19 protein-coding genes are annotated in these 16,392 nt (G+C 62.4%); 14 read left to right on the top strand and 5 right to left on the bottom strand.

All coding sequences use genetic code 11. The features are described from left to right. Positions 1 to 86 precede the first annotated feature (86 nt). The 3 genes from Q0K15_RS00005 to Q0K15_RS00015 form a co-directional block, all read right to left on the bottom strand. Positions 87 to 707, bottom strand: a complete 621-nt coding sequence (locus Q0K15_RS00005) for a DUF4230 domain-containing protein (protein ID WP_294510122.1) — start codon at positions 705 to 707, stop codon at positions 87 to 89. A 124-nt stretch (positions 708 to 831) separates the two neighbouring features. Continuing rightward, complete coding sequence (locus tag Q0K15_RS00010; protein ID WP_294510125.1) at positions 832 to 1,014, bottom strand: hypothetical protein; 183 nt, start codon at positions 1,012 to 1,014, stop codon at positions 832 to 834. Between the two features lie 55 nt (positions 1,015 to 1,069). Then, a complete protein-coding gene (locus tag Q0K15_RS00015) occupies positions 1,070 to 2,254 on the bottom strand; it encodes a M20 family metallopeptidase (protein WP_294510128.1) in 1,185 nt (394 codons plus the stop codon). A gap of 182 nt (positions 2,255 to 2,436) precedes the next feature. Here Q0K15_RS00015 and Q0K15_RS00020 point away from each other — a divergent pair, with 182 nt between their 5' ends. The 10 genes from Q0K15_RS00020 (at position 2,437) to Q0K15_RS00065 (ending at position 11,221) form a co-directional block, all read left to right on the top strand. Next, the gene (locus Q0K15_RS00020; protein ID WP_294510131.1) at positions 2,437 to 3,807 is read left to right on the top strand and encodes an MATE family efflux transporter; all 1,371 of its coding nucleotides are present in this window, start codon (positions 2,437 to 2,439) and stop codon (positions 3,805 to 3,807) included. 166 nt (positions 3,808 to 3,973) lie between these two features. Further along, positions 3,974 to 4,534, top strand: coding sequence for a hypothetical protein (locus Q0K15_RS00025; protein ID WP_294510134.1), 561 nt, complete (start codon positions 3,974 to 3,976; stop codon positions 4,532 to 4,534). Positions 4,535 to 4,671: 137 nt separating this feature from the next. Beyond that, positions 4,672 to 5,073 carry a ribonuclease III domain-containing protein gene (locus Q0K15_RS00030; RefSeq protein ID WP_294510137.1) on the top strand — a complete coding sequence of 134 codons (402 nt, stop codon included), beginning with the start codon at positions 4,672 to 4,674 and terminating at the stop codon, positions 5,071 to 5,073. 6 nt (positions 5,074 to 5,079) lie between these two features. Further along, positions 5,080 to 6,711: an NFACT family protein gene (locus Q0K15_RS00035; protein WP_294510140.1), complete on the top strand. Its 1,632-nt coding sequence runs from the start codon at positions 5,080 to 5,082 to the stop codon at positions 6,709 to 6,711. 30 nt (positions 6,712 to 6,741) lie between these two features. Next, positions 6,742 to 7,065 carry a hypothetical protein gene (locus Q0K15_RS00040; RefSeq protein WP_294510143.1) on the top strand — a complete coding sequence of 108 codons (324 nt, stop codon included), beginning with the start codon at positions 6,742 to 6,744 and terminating at the stop codon, positions 7,063 to 7,065. Beyond that, positions 7,065 to 7,754, top strand: a complete 690-nt coding sequence (locus Q0K15_RS00045; protein WP_294510146.1) for a response regulator transcription factor — start codon at positions 7,065 to 7,067, stop codon at positions 7,752 to 7,754. Before Q0K15_RS00040 ends, Q0K15_RS00045 begins: the two co-directional genes overlap by 1 nt. A 95-nt stretch (positions 7,755 to 7,849) precedes the next feature. Then, positions 7,850 to 8,773, top strand: coding sequence for an ATP-binding cassette domain-containing protein (locus Q0K15_RS00050; protein WP_294510149.1), 924 nt, complete (start codon positions 7,850 to 7,852; stop codon positions 8,771 to 8,773). Further along, on the top strand, positions 8,766 to 9,539 hold the full coding sequence (locus tag Q0K15_RS00055; protein ID WP_294510152.1) for a hypothetical protein: 774 nt from the start codon (positions 8,766 to 8,768) through the stop codon (positions 9,537 to 9,539). Before Q0K15_RS00050 ends, Q0K15_RS00055 begins: the two co-directional genes overlap by 8 nt. 18 nt (positions 9,540 to 9,557) lie before the next feature. Then, the gene (locus Q0K15_RS00060; protein ID WP_294510155.1) at positions 9,558 to 10,322 is read left to right on the top strand and encodes a hypothetical protein; all 765 of its coding nucleotides are present in this window, start codon (positions 9,558 to 9,560) and stop codon (positions 10,320 to 10,322) included. Positions 10,323 to 10,339: 17 nt separating this feature from the next. Further along, positions 10,340 to 11,221 carry a HAMP domain-containing sensor histidine kinase gene (locus Q0K15_RS00065; RefSeq protein WP_294510158.1) on the top strand — a complete coding sequence of 294 codons (882 nt, stop codon included), beginning with the start codon at positions 10,340 to 10,342 and terminating at the stop codon, positions 11,219 to 11,221. Between the two features lie 55 nt (positions 11,222 to 11,276). Here Q0K15_RS00065 and Q0K15_RS00070 read toward each other — a convergent pair whose 3' ends face one another. After that, the gene (locus tag Q0K15_RS00070; RefSeq protein WP_294510160.1) at positions 11,277 to 11,966 is read right to left on the bottom strand and encodes a hypothetical protein; all 690 of its coding nucleotides are present in this window, start codon (positions 11,964 to 11,966) and stop codon (positions 11,277 to 11,279) included. A gap of 235 nt (positions 11,967 to 12,201) precedes the next feature. Between Q0K15_RS00070 and udp the strand changes: the two genes are divergently transcribed. From udp to Q0K15_RS00090, 4 genes are all read left to right on the top strand, one after another. After that, positions 12,202 to 12,975: a uridine phosphorylase gene (udp, locus tag Q0K15_RS00075; protein ID WP_294510164.1), complete on the top strand. Its 774-nt coding sequence runs from the start codon at positions 12,202 to 12,204 to the stop codon at positions 12,973 to 12,975. A gap of 112 nt (positions 12,976 to 13,087) precedes the next feature. Further along, on the top strand, positions 13,088 to 14,158 hold the full coding sequence (locus tag Q0K15_RS00080) for a glycosyltransferase family 2 protein (protein ID WP_294510166.1): 1,071 nt from the start codon (positions 13,088 to 13,090) through the stop codon (positions 14,156 to 14,158). A 154-nt stretch (positions 14,159 to 14,312) separates the two neighbouring features. Further along, positions 14,313 to 14,771 carry a MarR family transcriptional regulator gene (locus Q0K15_RS00085; RefSeq protein ID WP_294510169.1) on the top strand — a complete coding sequence of 153 codons (459 nt, stop codon included), beginning with the start codon at positions 14,313 to 14,315 and terminating at the stop codon, positions 14,769 to 14,771. Continuing rightward, positions 14,761 to 16,185, top strand: coding sequence for an MATE family efflux transporter (locus tag Q0K15_RS00090; protein WP_294510172.1), 1,425 nt, complete (start codon positions 14,761 to 14,763; stop codon positions 16,183 to 16,185). Before Q0K15_RS00085 ends, Q0K15_RS00090 begins: the two co-directional genes overlap by 11 nt. Positions 16,186 to 16,233: 48 nt before the next feature. Here Q0K15_RS00090 and Q0K15_RS00095 read toward each other — a convergent pair whose 3' ends face one another. Continuing rightward, positions 16,234 to 16,392, bottom strand: coding sequence for a FeoB-associated Cys-rich membrane protein (locus tag Q0K15_RS00095; RefSeq protein ID WP_294510175.1), 159 nt, complete (start codon positions 16,390 to 16,392; stop codon positions 16,234 to 16,236).

Here is a 16,392-nt window from a genome sequence, read left to right on the forward strand (position 1 = left end):
GAGCGAGGTTTGGAAACCCTTTTCGGGCTCCAAACCTCGCTCATTTTTATGGCTTCATTTTGCAACGCGCCCTTTTTGCGGCTGGTTCAGCAGATGGTCCAGGTGTAGGTGCCACTGCCGGGGAGGAGGGAGACAAAGGTCTCCACCGCGCCGCGGGCCTTTTCAGCGGCGTCCGTGAGCAGACCCTCGTCGATGGCCTTCTGCTCCACCTCCGCCTTCTGGTCCTTGGTAAAGCCGGTGTAGTCCTCGATGGTAATGGGGTTGAAGATGTTGCGGGTCTCGTCAAAGACCTGGAGGCTGTCCTCCGGGATCTCGTGGGAGAGGATCTTACTCTCCGGCAGGGTGATGGTCACGGCCTTCCGGAGCTCGTCCACGTCCACCTCAGCTCCGCTCAGGTCCACGCCGGCCTTGATGACGCCGTCGTAGGAGACGAGGAAGCTTTTGGTGGTGAAGGGCACCTTCCAGCCGTAAAAGTCCAACTGATTTTCAAATTTCCCCATGTTGGTGTAGTGGTACTCCACTGATACCAGCTCCTGGACTGACCGGAGCTGTTGGCCCAGCAGGTCGCTGGTGATGGTGGGCTGCTGTTCGCGGCCCCTCCAGAGGGCGCCCAGCCAGAAGGCCAGGAGCAGGAGAAGGACGGCTCCGGCCGCCCAGAAGAGCTTGCGCTTCAAGCGAAAAAAGTTGTGGGTCTTGGTCTCTGCCACAGGGTGGTTCCCCCTTTCTTCCGCATATCATAGCGGAAAACAGGGAAAAATGCAAGCCCAACGGGAAAGTTGCCGAAAAAGGACGGCAGCCGCCCGGGCCGGTGGGCCGGGGCGGCTGCCGCTGTCAGGGGTGTTCCTGCCGTCCCATCAGCCGGGCGGCGTGGCTGCGCAGGTCGGAAAGGGTGTTGATCTGCTTCATCCTCCCGCTGAGCCGGGACTGAATATCCTCGGGCAGGGCGTGAAGGTAGGCGTCCGCCTCCGGGTCGTGGCGGCACAGGGCGTAGAGATCGGCGTAATCCCGCTGCATGGGGCATCACCTCGCCTCTAGCATTTCCCATTCCGCCGCATCCAACCCAGGAAGATCATCCCTGCCAGGCCAACCCCTCCAGGGCCGAGCGGGCCAGCAGGGCGGCGTCTACGGCCAAGGCGTCGTCGTCGGTGCGGAATTTGGGACTGTGCCAGCCGGCGTTTTCACGGTCGGGGAAGCCGGAGCCCAGCCAGTAGAAGAAGTAGGGCACCTCCCGGCCAAACTCGGGAAAATCCTCGGAGCTCATCTCCGGGGCTGTGCCCACAATGTTATCCTCTCCCACGACGGCGGCCGCCGCCCGACGAGCCAGGGCGGTCATGGTGGGGGAGTTGGAGAGCAGGGGGGCGGCCTCCTGACAGTCAAAGTCGCAGCCGCAGCCGTAGGCTGAGGCGATATCACGGGTGAGCCGCTCCACCCGGTTCTGGGCCATCATCCGGGTCTCATGGGAGAAGGCCCGGATGCTCCCCGTCATGGTTAGAAGGTCGGGGGCAAAGTTCTCTGGAGTCCCGGCGTGGACAGAGCAGACGGCGCACACAAGAGGGTCCTCCGGGGCAGTGTTGCGGCTCACCACCGACTGGATGCTCTGGATGATGGCCGCCGCCGGTACGATGACGTCCACGCACTTCTGCGGGGTGCCGCCGTGGCCGGTGACCCCGTGGAGGACAATGGTGAAGTTGGCCTTCTCCGACATGAGGGGCCCCTCCTGAATAGCCACCTTTCCGGTGGGGATCTGGGGCCGGTTGTGGACACCAAAGACACAGGCCGGTTTGCTGGGCAGCTTTTCCCACAGCCCGTGGGAGAGCATGGCACGGGCGCCGCCGGTGGTCTCCTCGGCGGGCTGGAAGAGGAAGGCTACGTTCCCGGCCAGCTCCTCCCGCATGGCGGAGAGGAGACAGGCTGCGCCGTAGAGCCCGGCGGTGTGGAAGTCGTGGCCGCAGGCGTGCATAACGCCGGGCACCTCCGACACCACCTTCCCCTCCTCCGGCGTCTCCTGGACGATGGCGTCGATGTCGGCCCGGAGGGCCACGGTGGGGCCGGACTTTCCGCCCCGGAGCAGGGCGGCACAGCCGGTCTCCATGCCCAGGTCGATAAGCTCCAGCCCCAGAGCAGTCAGCTTCTCCTTCAGAAGGGCAGTGGTGCGCACCTCCCTCCAGCTTAATTCCGGGTGGCGGTGGAGGTCGTCTTTGAGCTGCCTGAGCGCCGGCAGGAATGACTGAGCCTGTTTCAACAAGATATCCATAGTGATCTATCCCTCATTTCACGGTGTTGTGTCGGAAGAAACAACAATTCCGAGGCATCACCGGTTGTTTTCGGCGGAGATCTGTATTATAATAATACATCGTTCACCGAACGGGTTCTGGTGCGGGTACCCGCCTATAGTATAGTCCCTGTCATTTTAAATCACAAGGAGGAGACGCCGGGATGGCACAACAGCAGAACGATTTTTCCAAAGGAAGCATACCCAAGACCATCCTGACCTTGGCGGCTCCCATGACACTGGCACAGCTTATCAATGTTCTATACAGCGTGGTGGATCGGATGTACTTGGGGCGTCTGCCCGGCCACTTGGCCCTTACCGGCCTCGGACTCACCATGCCCATCATCTCTATCCTCATGGGCTTTGCCAATCTCTGCGGTATGGGCGGTGCCCCTCTGTGCTCCATCTATCGGGGCAAGGGGGAGAACGAAGAGGCCGAGTATGTGATGGGCAACTCCTTCACCCTGCTCATTATTTTGGGTGTCCTGGCTACACTGGGCTGCCTGCTGGTGAAGAAACCCATGCTCTACCTCTTCGGTGCCAGTGACGCCACCTTCCCCTATGCCGATGCCTACCTCACCATCTATCTCATGGGAACCCTTTTCGTGATGATCAGTTTGGGCCTCAATCCCTTCATCAACTCCCAGGGTTTTGCCAAGATCGGCATGATGACGGTGGGCTTGGGTGCCGTTGTGAACATCGTACTGGACCCGGTTTTTATCTTTGTGCTGGACATGGGGGTCCAGGGCGCGGCCCTGGCCACTATCCTGGCCCAGGGGTGTTCCGCAGTGTGGGTGCTCCGCTTCCTCACCGGAAAGAAGGCCATCCTGCGTCTGCGCCTGAGCCGGATGTCCCTGACACTTCAGCGGGTGAAAAAGATCCTCTCCCTGGGTCTGGCCGGATTTTTTGTCAACCTCACCAACAGTCTTGTTCAGGTGGTGTGCAACGCCACCCTTCAGACCTGGGGCGGCGACCTCTATGTGGGCGCTATGACCATCGTTAACTCGATCCGCGAGGTTGTGTGCATGCCCCTCACTGGTGTGACCAACGGTGCCCAGCCGGTGCTGGGCTTCAACTACGGCGGCGGCCTGTACCGTCGGGTCCGGCAGGGTATCCGCTTCTCCGCCGCTGTGGTGGTCATCTACTCCATCTTGGCCTGGGCGGTCATCATGGTTTTCCCGGAGCTCCTGATCCGGCTTTTCACTACGGAGGACGAGCTGGTTCGGGTAGGGGTGCCCGCCCTGCGTACTTATTTCTCGCTCTTTATGTTCATGTCTTTACAGCTGGCGGGGCAATCCATTTTCACCGCTCTGGGGCGGGCCAAAAATGCCATCTTTTTCTCCCTCCTCCGCAAGGCCTTCATCAATGCCCCGCTCACTCTGCTGCTGCCCTATGTCTTTGGCACCAACGGCGTATTCATTGCCGAGGCCGCCTCGCAGTTCCTGGGAGGGCTGGCCTGCTTCACCACCATGTACTTTGTGGTCTACCGGCCTATGGGCCGGCTGGAGGCTGCGGAAACGAGCGCGTCAACATAAGATGAAACAAACGGCTGCCCGATACCGGGCAGCCGTTTGTTTCATCTGTGTGCAGACGATGGAGACAGGTATGAGCGGGGCGGCAGGAAAAAGGTCCTGAATGTCGCTTCTGCCGGGAAAAACTTTCACAGCTGCGCATAGGATAGGAAAAAGAGGGGGGAGGGACATGGAGCGGCGGTATACGCTGGAGGGCGGCGGCAGTCTGACCGTGCAGGCGGATGAGCTCCGGGCGGTGCTGACGGCGGAGCGGGCATCGGACAGCCGGGGACTTTACAAGGCCTATCTCCGGGGGCCTACCGGCCGGGCGCTGCTGGGTACTTTGGCGCCGGAAAACGGACAGCTCCGAATCAGGCGCACCCTGACCCTGGACGCCCTGGAGCGGCAGGGTGCCTGGCCGCCGGTGGGGGGAGAGCTGGAACTGGCCTTTGCCTTCGGGAGAGAGAAGGCGCCCTCCGGATGGAGCTGGACGGAACCGGAGAAGCTGACATTCGGAGAAGAGGCCCTCCGGGCCATGGCGGTCCGGCAGGGGCGGGCCCTCTTCCAAACCGTGGACGGGGGATTCCGGCTGGCCTTTCCCTTCTCCTGTGCCCGGCCCTTTCCTCTGCCGGGGCTTTTTTGCCTGGCCAGACTGGGCATGATAGAGGGGGAACGCCACATCTGCTTTCAGTTTGACCGGAAGGGCTGGCCCATTCTGCCGGATAGAGGACGGGGATCGGGTGTTTGTTGACCGCCCGGCGGCACTGTGATACACTGTAAAAGAATACCGCTTCGGAGCGAGCGGAGACCTGCTGCCCTCCGAAGCCGGGCGACGAGAGCCGTGGACAGGCTCCGTGCCCATCCTGAACAGATACGGAGAAGAGATACATGACCGATTATTTCCACTTGCACGCAACACCTGACGAGATCCGGGCCATCAGCAGTCTGGGCCTTGCGCATCTGGGCGACGGCGTCTTTGAGCTGATGGTACGCTCCTGGCTGGTGCTCCGCGGAAAGGCCACCTCCCGGGGACTCCACAAGGCCACCGTCCACTTTGTGGCGGCGCCCGCCCAGGCGGCCATGGCCAAAAAGCTGGAGGGCGTCCTCACCGAGGAGGAACAGGACGTGTTCCGCCGGGGCCGGAACACCAGCCCCCACACCATTCCCAAGGCGGCCAGCCGGGAGGAGTACCAGACGGCCACCGCCCTGGAGGCCCTCTTCGGCTACCTCTACCTCCAGGGGCGGACGGACCGGCTCAACGAGCTGTTTACCCTGATGATGGAGGAGTGACGCGGCATGGCATTGGATGCGATCTGCCTGACGGCAGTGCTGGAGGAGCTTAGAAAGGTGCTGGAGGGCGGACGGATCGACAAGGTCTACCAGCCCAGCCGGGACGAGATCGTCCTGGCTGTCCGGGGCGCGGGAGCGAATGTGAAGCTCCTCCTCTCCGCCAGCCCCAACGGTCCCCGGCTGCACCTGACCAAGGAGGTCCGGGAGAACCCGGCCCAGCCCCCCATGTTCTGTATGCTCCTGCGCAAGCACCTCACCGGTGCACGGTTCCTCCGGCTGGAGCAGCCGGAACTGGAGCGCATCGTGCTGCTGCGGCTGGAATCCACCGACGAGCTGGGGGACAAGGTCGGCCGCACCCTGGTGCTGGAGGCCATGGGCCGCCGGGCCAACCTCGTTCTGCTGGACGGCGAGGACCGGATCATCGACTGTGTCCGCCGGGTGGAGGGAGATGTGGCCACCGGCCAGCGGGGCATCATGCCCGGCCTTCTCTACCGCCTCCCCGATCCCAGGCCGGGTCTGCCCCCGCTGCTGGAGCGGGAGCTGGACTTTCGCTCCAACGGCGTGAGCCGAGGGGAGAGTCTGGCGGAGAAGCTGGAGCGCCTCAGGGAGGCGGTAGGCCCGGAGGGTTATGTGCCCTACGGCCTTGTGCGGGAGGACAAGCTGGTGGACTTCACCTTCCTCCCCATCCTCCAGTACGGGCCCAGTACGGAGCTCCGGCGCTATGAGAGCTTTTCCAAGCTCCTGGACGACTTTTATGCCAGTCGGGCCACAGCGGAGAAGGTGGGCCAGCGGGGCGCCGACCTCCAGAAGGCGGTGAGCCGGGTCCGGGACCGGGTGGCCCGGCGTGTGGCCCAGCAGGAGCTGGAGCGGGAGGCCACCAAGGACCGGGAGCGGAAACGGGAGCTGGGGGATATCCTCACCTCCAACCTTTACGCTCTCCACAAAGGTATGGGGACGGTGCGCCTCACCGACTACTACGACCCCGAGGGCCGGGAGGTGGACATCTCGCTGGACCCTCTTCTCACCCCACAGCAGAACGCCGCCAAGTACTATAAGGAGTACAACAAGGCCAAGACGGCCGAGGTGGTGCTGGGGGAGCAGATCGAGAAGGGCAAGCGGGAGCTGGAGTACCTGGACAGCGTGTTGGAGGCCATCGTCCTGGCCGAGGGCGAGCGGGACCTTGCGGAGATCCGCCAGGAGCTCACGGACACCGGGTACCTCCGCCGGGGGGCCAAGGCAGCCAAGCGGATGAAGGTGGCGGCCAAGCCCATGGAGTTCCGCTCCACTGCCGGACTGCGTATCTCAGTGGGTAAGAACAATACCCAGAATGATCTCCTCACTGCCAAACAGGCGGGGAAGGGGGATCTGTGGCTCCACACCCAGAAGATCCACGGCTCCCACGTGATCCTGTGGACTGAGGGACGGACCCCGGATGCCGGGAGCATCGAGGAGGCGGCCAAGCTGGCGGCCTGGTTCTCCCAGGCCCGGGATGGAAAGAAGGTGCCGGTGGATTACACTCCGGTGAAGTATGTAAAAAAGCCCGCCGGGGCAAAGCCGGGCATGGTGGTCTACACCACCTACCAGACCGCTTACGTGGACCCGGACGGGGAGCTGGCCAAGCGGCTGCGAGTAAAATAAAAAGGCGGAAAAACGGGAGGCGTATGTGATATGAAATGGGTCTGTTGGGAGTGCGGCCACGAAAACCACTATCATTTTATCAAAGCTGTGCAGGACAAGTGCCCTCAGTGCGGCGCACAGCTGAAGATCAGCCAGGCTCCGCTGGCCAGCTCCAGCAACATCGCCGGATTTTTGCTGATGTTCGGCGGTGTGTTCTGGGGCTATGACAATCTGGTGGACAAGTATATGAGCTTTACCACCTTCGGCATCCTTGCGGTGCTCTTTGCCTTTGTGGTGGGGGTCCTCATGGTGCTGCTGGGGCTGTCTCTCTATAACCGGGCGGCCAGGGACCACAGGGAGGGGGAGCGGCTCTGATGGAGACCTGCCACATCCTGGTGGTAGAGGACGACCAGGACATCAACCGGCTCCTGTGCCGCATCCTCGCCGACGGCGGCTATGACGTCCGCCCGGCCTTTTCCGGCAGCGAGGCGGTGCTGTGGGCGGAACAGTATGACTACGACCTGGTGCTGCTGGACCTGATGCTGCCGGGGATCACCGGTGAGGAGTTCATCGCCCGGATGCGGAAGAAGCGCACCATGCCTATTATCGTTCTCTCGGCCAAAGCTGGACTGGAGGACCGGGTGAACGTGCTGCGGCTGGGTGCCGACGACTTCATTCCCAAGCCCTTTGACAACGCCGAGGTCCTGGCTCGGGTGGAGGCACAGCTCCGCCGGTACAAGCAGTTCTCCGCGCCCGGAGGCGGCCAGGTGCTGCGCTGCGGGGACCTGGAGCTGGACCGGGAGGCCATCCGGGTCACCGCCGGAGGGAGAGAGGTGGCCCTCACCGCCCGGGAGTTCGAGATCCTCACCCTTCTCATGTCCCATCCCAGGAAGGTCTTTACCCGGGAGCAGCTCTATGAGAGCGCCTGGGGCGGGGAATACATGGGGGATGACAACACCGTAAACGTACATATCTCCAACCTGCGCTCCAAGCTCTCCAAGGTGTCGGACCGGGAGTATATCAAGACGGTGTGGGGCATCGGCTTCAAGATGAACGCGGAGTGAGAATGGATTTAATCTTTTCTTCACCTTTGCTTTATGCGGGCTTGCTGCCTTTCCGCTATGATGAAACCAAGATCAAAAGGAAAGGCTGATGCCAGATGTCAGAACCCATCTTAGTGACCCGCGGGCTCACCAAGAAATACGGTACCAACCTGGCGGTGGAGGATGTGGAGCTCCGGCTGGAGAAGGGCCAGATCTACGGCCTGGTAGGCCGCAACGGAGCGGGCAAGACCACCATCATCCGCATGCTCACCGCTCAGACGGTGCCCACCTCCGGGGAGATTGAGCTCTTCGGCGAGACCACTGAAAAGGGGCTCTCCGCCGCCCGGGCCCGGCTGGGAGCCATGGTGGAAATCCCCAGCTTCTACCCCTACCTCACCGCCGCCGAGAACCTGGAGTACTACCGCCGCCAGCGGGGTATTCCCGGCCGGGACTGTGTGTCCCGGGTGCTGGACCAGGTGGGCCTGAGAGGGACGGGAAAGAAAAAGTTCAAGCAGTTTTCCCTGGGTATGAAGCAGCGGCTGGGGTTGGCCCTGGCGCTCATGGACAACCCCGATCTGCTGCTGCTGGACGAGCCCATCAACGGTCTGGACCCGGAGGGGATCGTGGAGTTCCGCAACCTGTTGTTGGAACTCAACCGCCAGCGGGAGACCACCATCCTCATCTCCAGCCACATCCTCTCAGAACTCTCCAACGTGGCCACCCACTACGGCTTTTTGGATAAGGGCCACATGCTGGAGCAGATCTCCGCCCAGAAGCTGCGGGAGAAGTGCCGTGCCTGTCTCCAACTCACGGTGGACGACGCCTCCAGAGCCGCCCTGGCCCTGGAGCAGCGGCTGGACACCCGGGAGTATGAGGTGCTCCCAGGCAATGTGCTGCGGCTCTATGCCTTCCTGGACCGGCCCCAGGTGGTCACCGCCGCCCTTGTGGAGGAGGGCGTAGCTCTCATCGGGGCGGAGAGTAAGAATACCGACCTGGAGGACTACTTCCTGGGCCTGATCGGAGGTGTCCGCCATGCTTGACTACCTCCGTGCCGAGTGCTATAAGATGCTCCACCGGTCCTATCTGTGGATGGCCCTCCTTATTGTGGGAGGACTGGAGCTGGTACTGGTCCTGCTGTGGGCCTGGCTCAATGGGGACGCAGTCAACATGACGGCCTCCGCGGGCTTTACCATGCTGCTCTACCTTTTGTCCCTGGGCTATTACGCCACAGCCATCACCTCTGACATCGTTTTCTCCGACCAGTACAAGTTCAACACCCTGAAAAATGAGGTGGCCTACGGTATCCTTCGGACCCGAATCTACCTGGGCAAACTCTTTGCCGGCGTTCTGCTGTCCATTGGGACCTGCGCCCTGCTGCTGGGCTGGTATGCTCTGCTGTGTGCCCTCATGCTCCCCGGAGACGACGCTGCCCTGGAGGCCCTGAAGGTGCTGGGCTTTGCGCTGCTTTGTGCCTTCCCGGTGTGGCTGGGTGCCCAGGCCCTCTTCACCATGTGCGCCTTCACCATTCGGGGCAACACCGCCGGTACCATCCTGGGCCTGGGAATTCTGGCCATTCTCGGACAGCTGCTCACCTTCCTGTCTCTGTTGGTCAGCTTGCCCGCCCCCGCCCTGGCGGACGCTCTGCTGGCGGTTAAGGGGCTCCTCCTTACCTCGCCCCTGGAGAACCTCACCGACGCCATCTGGGACTGGTCCCGGGTGGCCTGGGCCTGGGCCGTGGGTGCGGGCTGGTGTGTGGGTACCACGGCCTTGGGCCTGTGGTGCTTCCGCCGGCGCGAGATCAGCTGAAAGGAGGCCGGGACGGCCATGCTCAACTATCTCAGTGCCGAGCTGTGGCGGATGACCCGGCGGCGGACCGCCTGCCTGGGCTGGGGGATCTATTTGCTCCTGACCTTTTTGACGGGACTTACCCTCAGAGGAAATCCGCCTTCGGAGTGCCTCCAGGCCTTCCAAAACTTTATGGTGATCGGACTCTATGTGGCGCTGCCACTGGCTGACTGGGCGGGAGGCGGACTGGATCGGGCGGGAAGCCTGACCAATGAGGTCTCCTTCGGCCTGCCACGGGTCCGAATTTACCTGGGGAAGCTCTATGCCGCCCTGCTGGTGGGGACAGCTCTCTTCCTGCTCACCACGGTGGCCTTTTTTCTGGGAGCACTCTCTCCCTCTGCTGTGCTGGCTTTGAGCCGGGAGGACAGGGCGCTGGCGAGCATGGCCCTGCTGATCGCTATGCTCCACTCCCTGCCCCGATATGTGGGAGCGGTGTCCCTGGCCTATTTTCTGGTCTTTACCATCCGTCCTGCCGGAGCGGGAACGGTACTTTATTACCTCTACATCATCCTGGGCGAGTTGACCCTGGCCGCAGTCCGGGTGATGGGCATGGGAGTGGTGGGAGACCTGATCAACCGTCTGGCCGAGATGGTGCGGCCCTTTCTGCTCACCAGTGCCTATTTTGTCTATAGCTATGGGAATGCTCCACCCACGCTGGGCAACAGTTGGCTGACGGGGACCCTATGGCTGGGGCTCACCACGGGGCTGGGGCTGCTGCTGTTCCGGCGTCGGGAAATCCGATAGAAAGGGGAGAAGCGAGCATGCTCATCCTGCTGGTGGTACTGGGTCTGCTCTGCCTGGTGCTGGGTCTGCGGCTCTATGCCCTGGAGCGGGACATCCGCACCTGTGCCAAGCAGCTCCGCTCCGGGCGTCCCCGGGTATCCATGGCGGCCCCCAACGCCGCGGCGGAGGAGCTGCTCACGGCCATCAACGCCCTGCTGGACCTGCGGGAGCGGGAAGAGGGGGACTACCGCCGTCAGGAGCAGGCCATCCGGCAGCAGATCGCCAACATCTCCCACGACCTGCGCACCCCCCTCACCTCTATCCTGGGCTATCTCCAGCTGCTGGAGGGGGAGGGCCTGACGGGAGAGGAGCGGCGGGAGTATCTGGCCATTGTCCAAGGCCGGGCTAAGGCCCTCCAGAGTATGATCGTCAGCTTCTATGACCTCTCCCGGCTGGAGGGGGGCGAGTATCCCCTCTCCCGGGAGCGTGTGGATCTTTACCACGTGCTCAGCGAGCTGGTGGCGGAATTCTATAACGACTTCGAAGGATTTGATATGACGGTAGAGCTCCGGGAGGGCCTGCCGGCCGTGATCGCCGACCCGGCGGGGGTATTGAGGGTGTTCACCAACCTCATCCGCAACGCCATGGAGCATGGCAGATCCAGAATGTCCATCCTCCTTTATCAGGAGGGCGACGAGGTGGTGTCTGTCTTCGCCAATGACGCTCCCGGCCTGACTCAGGAGGATGTGGAGCACGTGTTTGACCGGTTCTTTACTGCTGACAAGATGCGCACCGGCCAGTCCACCGGACTGGGCCTGGCCATTGTGAAAGCCCTGGTGGAGCGGATGGGACATACCGTCTCCGCTGAGCTGGATGGGGACCTCTTCCGTGTGATGGTGCGCTGGTGTGTGGCCAAATAAGGAAAAACCGCCGCTTTTCCGAAATATCCGGAAAAGCGGCGGTTTTGATTTACATTCAGATGGTCCACTCACTGTGGATGACTCCCACCAGTCGATAGGAGCCGTTGCCGTCTACATCGCGGAAGACCAGCTTAAGGGCGCACCAGTCCAGGCCGCCCACCTCCGGGTCCTGACCCGGGAAGTAGTACTCCAAAAAACGGTCCCCCGGATAGGCGTCCTGTACGTTCTCCAGGGAGTTGCCGGAGGAGAGGACAGAGTCCACTCCGATGATAGGAGCCTGGGTATAGTCAATGTTAAAGACGTAGGCGTCCAGATACTCCGGTAGCGTCATGGTGATGGGTTCCCCCTTGCCCTGGGTATAGCCCCAGACATAGCGGGTGCCGTTGGCGCCCGCCTGGGAGAGTTGGTCGGGGGAGAATGTGAGATCGCTGTGGGGGTCCACGGTGGAATAGGGAGTAAAGGTCACACCCCGCTCCGGGTCCACCAAAGTGGACAACGTCTGGATATCGTCCTTTTTGAGGGCGGAGAGGACGGCATTTCCCGCATCTAACAGCGGGGCGTTGCTGTCCGGATCGACGGAGCTAGCCGGAGTGTGGGGGCTGAGCAGGGCGGTGCTTGGAGTGGTGGCAGCTGCGGCGCTTGAGGCCAGAAGCCCGCGGCCGTCAAGCTGACTGAAGTTGAGGAGCAGACCGGCGGTGGCGCCCAGGATGAGGGCCAGCACGCACAGGAGAGCGCTTCGTTTCATAAATGCCTTCTTTCCACCGGCGAAGAGGTCACGCCGGGCGTTTAAGATGGGGGAGTTCCTCTACCGGAGACGGAAGAACGGCACTGGCCCCAAACTGGTATACTACATTGTAGCGAAACGACGGAAAAATTGCAATTACAAATGGTTACAACCGGCTGGGAGAAGGCGGTTTTCTTGCAAAAATAGGTGAGATGTGGTAGAATCAAACTACCCTAATGTTACAGGAGGCGAGCAGATGCAGCAGCATGAGCTTCAGTTCCATATTCAGTGTAAAGAAGGCGACGTAGGTCGGTATTGTATCCTGCCGGGCGATCCCGGCCGGTGCGAGAAGATTGCCGCCTATTTTGATGATCCCGTCAAGGTCCAGTCCAACCGGGAATATACCGTCTATACCGGCACGCTCCTGGGGGAGAAGGTTTCTGTGTGTTCCACCGGTATCGGCGGTCCCTCCGCCGTCATCGCCATGGAGGAGCTCCATGCCATCGGTGCCGACACCTTCATCCGGGTGGGCACCTGCGGCGGCATCGCCCTTCAGGTCCAGAGCGACGACGTGGTCATCGCCACCGGCGCTGTCCGCCATGAGGGCGCCAGCCGGGAGTACGCCCCCATCGAGTTCCCCGCCGTGTCCGACTACCGCATCCAGGAGGCCCTGGTTCAGGCCGCCAAGAGCTTGGGCAAGCCCTGGCACGCCGGTGTGGTCCAGTGCAAGGACTCCTTCTACGGCCAGCACGACCCCGCCCGCATGCCGGTAAGCTATGAGCTCCAGGCCAAGTGGGAGGCGTGGAAGCGCCTGGGCGTCCTGGCCTCCGAGATGGAGTCCGCTGCCCTCTTCTGCTGTGCCGCCGCCCTGGGCGTGCGCTGCGGTTCCTGCTTCCACGTGGTGTGGAACCAGGAGCGGGAGGCCGCTGGCCTGGATCAGCAGGAGAGCCATGATACTTCCGCCGCCATCGAGGTAGGCATCGAGGCCCTCAAAATCCTCATCCGGGAGGAGCAGGCCAAGCAGGGCTGAAACGAACGCTTGTAAAGAGCGCCCATGGGTGCGGTCCCACAACCGCCCCGTGGGCGCTCTTTTGTCACCATCTCCCCAAGTGGTACATAGGCTGGGCGGAGGAGGTGGTCCCATGGCGACGATCAGCCTGTGTATGATCGTAAAGAATGAGGAGAAGGTGCTGGGCCGCTGCCTGGACAGTGCGGCGGGGCTGGTGGACGAGATGGTCGTCGTGGACACCGGCAGCACCGACGCCACCAGAGAGGTGGCCCTGTCCTACACCGACCGTGTCTACGACTTCCCCTGGCGGGACGACTTCGCTGCCGCCCGGAATTTTGCCTTTTCCAAAGGGCGGATGGAGTACCTCATGTGGCTGGATGCGGACGATGTCCTGCTTCCGGAGGACCGGGAGGCATTTCTGGACCTCAAGCGGACCCTGTCCCCCGATGTGGATATGGTGATGATGCCCTACCACAGCGGCCTGGACGAGGGCGGGCGGCCGGTCTTCACCTGTTACCGGGAGCGGCTGGTGCGGAATCTGGGCCGGGACCTGTGGGAGGGGGCGGTCCACGAGGCCATCGCCCCCTTCGGCAAGATGGTCTGGTCCAAGGCGGCGGTGACCCACCGGAAGGAGGGGGCCGGCGATCCGGATCGGAACCTGCGCATCTATGAGCAAAAAAAGGCCCGAGGGGAGGACTTCTCTCCTCGGGAGCGGTTCTATTATGCCCGGGAGCTCATGGACCACCGGAGGTACGGGGCGGCGGCGGAAGTGCTGGAGCAGTTCCTGGACCGTGGAGGCGGCTGGGTGGAGAACGAGATTGAGGCCTGCCGGCTTCTGTCCCGATGCCGTCTGGAGGGGGGAGATGAGGCCGGAGCCCTCCAGGCCCTGCTGGACAGCTTCCGCTATGACGATCCCAGGGCGGAGACCTGCTGCGCCCTGGGTGCCTACTTCCAGGCCCGGGAGACGTGGCGGCGGGCCATCTTCTGGTATGAGCTGGCCCTCACCCGGGAGCGGAGCGACGAGGGCGGCGGCTTTGTCCAGCCGGACTGTTACGGCTTCCTTCCCTGCATCCAGCTGTGCGTGTGCAATGACCGCCTTGGCCGCCATGCGGAGGCCGAAGCCTGGAACCAGCGGGCAGGCAGCTACAAGCCGGATGATCCCTCCTATCTCTGGAATCTGGCCTATTTCCGTTCTCTGTCCTGAAAAAGTCCCCTGTTTTCCCGACACGGAAAGCAGGGGACTTTTGTCGATTATGATTGACCATGCAACTATTATATGATATCCTGTACAGGCCCTGGGAAACGGCGGCCGAGAGAGCGCCGTGAGCATGGAGCACCACGGAAAGGGGACAGGCACTATGGACGAGTCTGTGTTCCTGGGTCGGAACATCTCCATCGCCTATCGGATGGCCAACCGCTTTTATGACCGGGTCCTGGCGCCATGGGGGATCGGCTGCGGCCAGCAGTTCTTCCTCCTGCGCATCCATGAGCACCGGGGGATCAGCATGTACGATCTGGCGCGGATGGGCCTCTACGACAAGGGGACGGTGACCCGGGCGGTACAGAAGCTGGAGGAGCTGGGCTATGTCCGCTCTGAGGCGGACGAGCACGACAAGCGGGTACGGCGGCTGTATGCCACGGAGGCGGCCGAGCCTGTGGTCCGGGAGGCCTCTGCCGCCCGCGTCCGTTGGAACGAGATGCTTACCCGGGGGATGACACCGGAGGAGGCGGAGGCGGCCAAGGGCCTGGTGGCCCGCATTGCCGAAAACGCCCTTCTGGCACTGGAACAGGAGGAGAAAGAGAACAATGGCATCTGAACAGTTGGAACAGGGGAGACGACCGGGGGAAAACCCTCTGGGCTATGAGCCCGTCGGCAAACTGCTGTTGGCATTTTCCGTGCCTTCGGTGGTCTCCATGCTGGTCAACTCGGTCTACAACATCGTGGACCAGATCTTCATCGGCCAGGGCGTGGGCGTGCTGGGCAACGCCGCCACCACCATCGCCTTCCCGGTGGTCACCATCATGCTGGCCGTATCCACCATGATCGGCTCCGGCGGCTGCGCCTACGCCTCCATCAAGATGGGCGAGGGCGACGAGGAGGCCGCGGGGCGCACCCTCAACAACCTGTTTATCCTGTCCATCCTGGCCGGCATCGCCATGATGGCCCTGGGCCTGATTTTCCTGGAGCCCATGCTCCGGGCCTTCGGCGCCAAGGATACCGTGATGCCCTATGCCAAGGATTACACCTCTGTCATTCTGATTGGCGCTCCCTTCAGCGTGTTGTCGGTGACCCTCTCCAACATGGTCCGGGCCGACGGCAGTCCCAGAATGTCCATGTACGGCATCATCATTGGCGCCGTCCTCAACACCATCCTGGACCCCATCTACATTTTCATCTTCCACTGGGGCGTCCGTGGCGCCGCCATCGCCACCATCACCTCCCAGCTCATCTCCGCTGTGGTCCTGGCCCTCTACTTTTGGAAAAAGGGCATCCACATGCGCTTTGACCGGCGTCTTATGGGGCTGCGGGGAGACCTGTGCAGCCGTATCTGCGCCCTGGGCATCTCCTCCGGCATCACCCAGGGCGTGGCCTGCATCATGCAGATTGTCATGAACAATTCCCTAAAGTACTACGGAGACCTGAACCCCGTGGGTGGTGAGACCGCCCAGGCGGCCATGGGCATCGTCATGAAGATCGCCATGATCCTGGGCTCCATCTGCGTGGGCATCGGTATGGGCGCTCAGGCCATCCTGGGCTTCAACCGGGGTGCCCGGAAGTTCCACCGGGTGAAAAAGACCTATCTCATCGCCGTCATCACCGCCACAGTGGCAATTACCGCCGGCTGGGTGGTCTGCCAGACGGTGCCTGAGCTCATCCTCTCCCTCTTTGGCAGCGGCGACCAGAACTTCGCTGACTTCGGTGTCCGGTGCATGAGGACCTACATGTTTGGAATCTTCTGCGCCGGTTTCCAGATTATTTCCACAAGCTACTTCCAGGCCACCGGCCAGCCGCTGAAGGCGTCGCTGCTCTCCATGCTGCGGCAGTTGCTGCTGCTCATCCCCCTGCTGCTCATTCTGCCCATCTTTTTCGGCCTGGACGGCATCCTCTACGCCGGCCCCATCGCCGACATCTCCTCGGGGATCATCGTGGCCCTCTTCATCGTCCCTGAGATGCTGAAGCTGGGCCGCCTGATGGCCCAGGAGGACGCCCAGCGGCTCCCCGAACGATAAGGAAAAGGTCCCGGTACATCCGTGATGTACCGGGACCTTTCTGCATGTTCAGTGGTGTTCGCCGGAGCAGTGGCAGCTGCCGCCGCAGCTCCCGCCGCAGCTCCCGCCGTAGCCGGAGCAGCCGCCCTCCTTGTGGCCCTTGACCACGCTGCGGGCGGCCAGGCCCAGAATGGCCAGCACGATGACGCCGACGATGATGGTTTCCAT

The organism is uncultured Intestinimonas sp. (assembly GCF_944387245.1).
Classification (GTDB): Bacteria; Bacillota; Clostridia; order Oscillospirales; family Oscillospiraceae; genus Intestinimonas.

Excerpts from the sequence above, each read along its gene's own strand:
- Q0K15_RS00065 (WP_294510158.1), top strand. The coding sequence starts at position 10,340 with ATGCTCATCCTGCTGGTGGTACTGGGTCTGCTCTGCCTGGTGCTGGGT.
- Q0K15_RS00060 (WP_294510155.1), top strand. The coding sequence starts at position 9,558 with ATGCTCAACTATCTCAGTGCCGAGCTGTGGCGGATGACCCGGCGGCGG.
- Q0K15_RS00085 (WP_294510169.1), top strand. The coding sequence starts at position 14,313 with ATGGACGAGTCTGTGTTCCTGGGTCGGAACATCTCCATCGCCTATCGG.
- Q0K15_RS00035 (WP_294510140.1), top strand. The coding sequence starts at position 5,080 with ATGGCATTGGATGCGATCTGCCTGACGGCAGTGCTGGAGGAGCTTAGA.
- Q0K15_RS00015 (WP_294510128.1), bottom strand. The coding sequence starts at position 2,254 with ATGGATATCTTGTTGAAACAGGCTCAGTCATTCCTGCCGGCGCTCAGG.
- udp (WP_294510164.1), top strand. The coding sequence starts at position 12,202 with ATGCAGCAGCATGAGCTTCAGTTCCATATTCAGTGTAAAGAAGGCGAC.
- Q0K15_RS00070 (WP_294510160.1), bottom strand. The coding sequence starts at position 11,966 with ATGAAACGAAGCGCTCTCCTGTGCGTGCTGGCCCTCATCCTGGGCGCC.
- Q0K15_RS00045 (WP_294510146.1), top strand. The coding sequence starts at position 7,065 with ATGGAGACCTGCCACATCCTGGTGGTAGAGGACGACCAGGACATCAAC.
- Q0K15_RS00030 (WP_294510137.1), top strand. The coding sequence starts at position 4,672 with ATGACCGATTATTTCCACTTGCACGCAACACCTGACGAGATCCGGGCC.
- Q0K15_RS00055 (WP_294510152.1), top strand. The coding sequence starts at position 8,766 with ATGCTTGACTACCTCCGTGCCGAGTGCTATAAGATGCTCCACCGGTCC.
- Q0K15_RS00020 (WP_294510131.1), top strand. The coding sequence starts at position 2,437 with ATGGCACAACAGCAGAACGATTTTTCCAAAGGAAGCATACCCAAGACC.
- Q0K15_RS00095 (WP_294510175.1), bottom strand. The coding sequence starts at position 16,392 with ATGGAAACCATCATCGTCGGCGTCATCGTGCTGGCCATTCTGGGCCTG.
- Q0K15_RS00010 (WP_294510125.1), bottom strand. The coding sequence starts at position 1,014 with ATGCAGCGGGATTACGCCGATCTCTACGCCCTGTGCCGCCACGACCCG.
- Q0K15_RS00025 (WP_294510134.1), top strand. The coding sequence starts at position 3,974 with ATGGAGCGGCGGTATACGCTGGAGGGCGGCGGCAGTCTGACCGTGCAG.
- Q0K15_RS00090 (WP_294510172.1), top strand. The coding sequence starts at position 14,761 with ATGGCATCTGAACAGTTGGAACAGGGGAGACGACCGGGGGAAAACCCT.
- Q0K15_RS00050 (WP_294510149.1), top strand. The coding sequence starts at position 7,850 with ATGTCAGAACCCATCTTAGTGACCCGCGGGCTCACCAAGAAATACGGT.
- Q0K15_RS00080 (WP_294510166.1), top strand. The coding sequence starts at position 13,088 with ATGGCGACGATCAGCCTGTGTATGATCGTAAAGAATGAGGAGAAGGTG.
- Q0K15_RS00040 (WP_294510143.1), top strand. The coding sequence starts at position 6,742 with ATGAAATGGGTCTGTTGGGAGTGCGGCCACGAAAACCACTATCATTTT.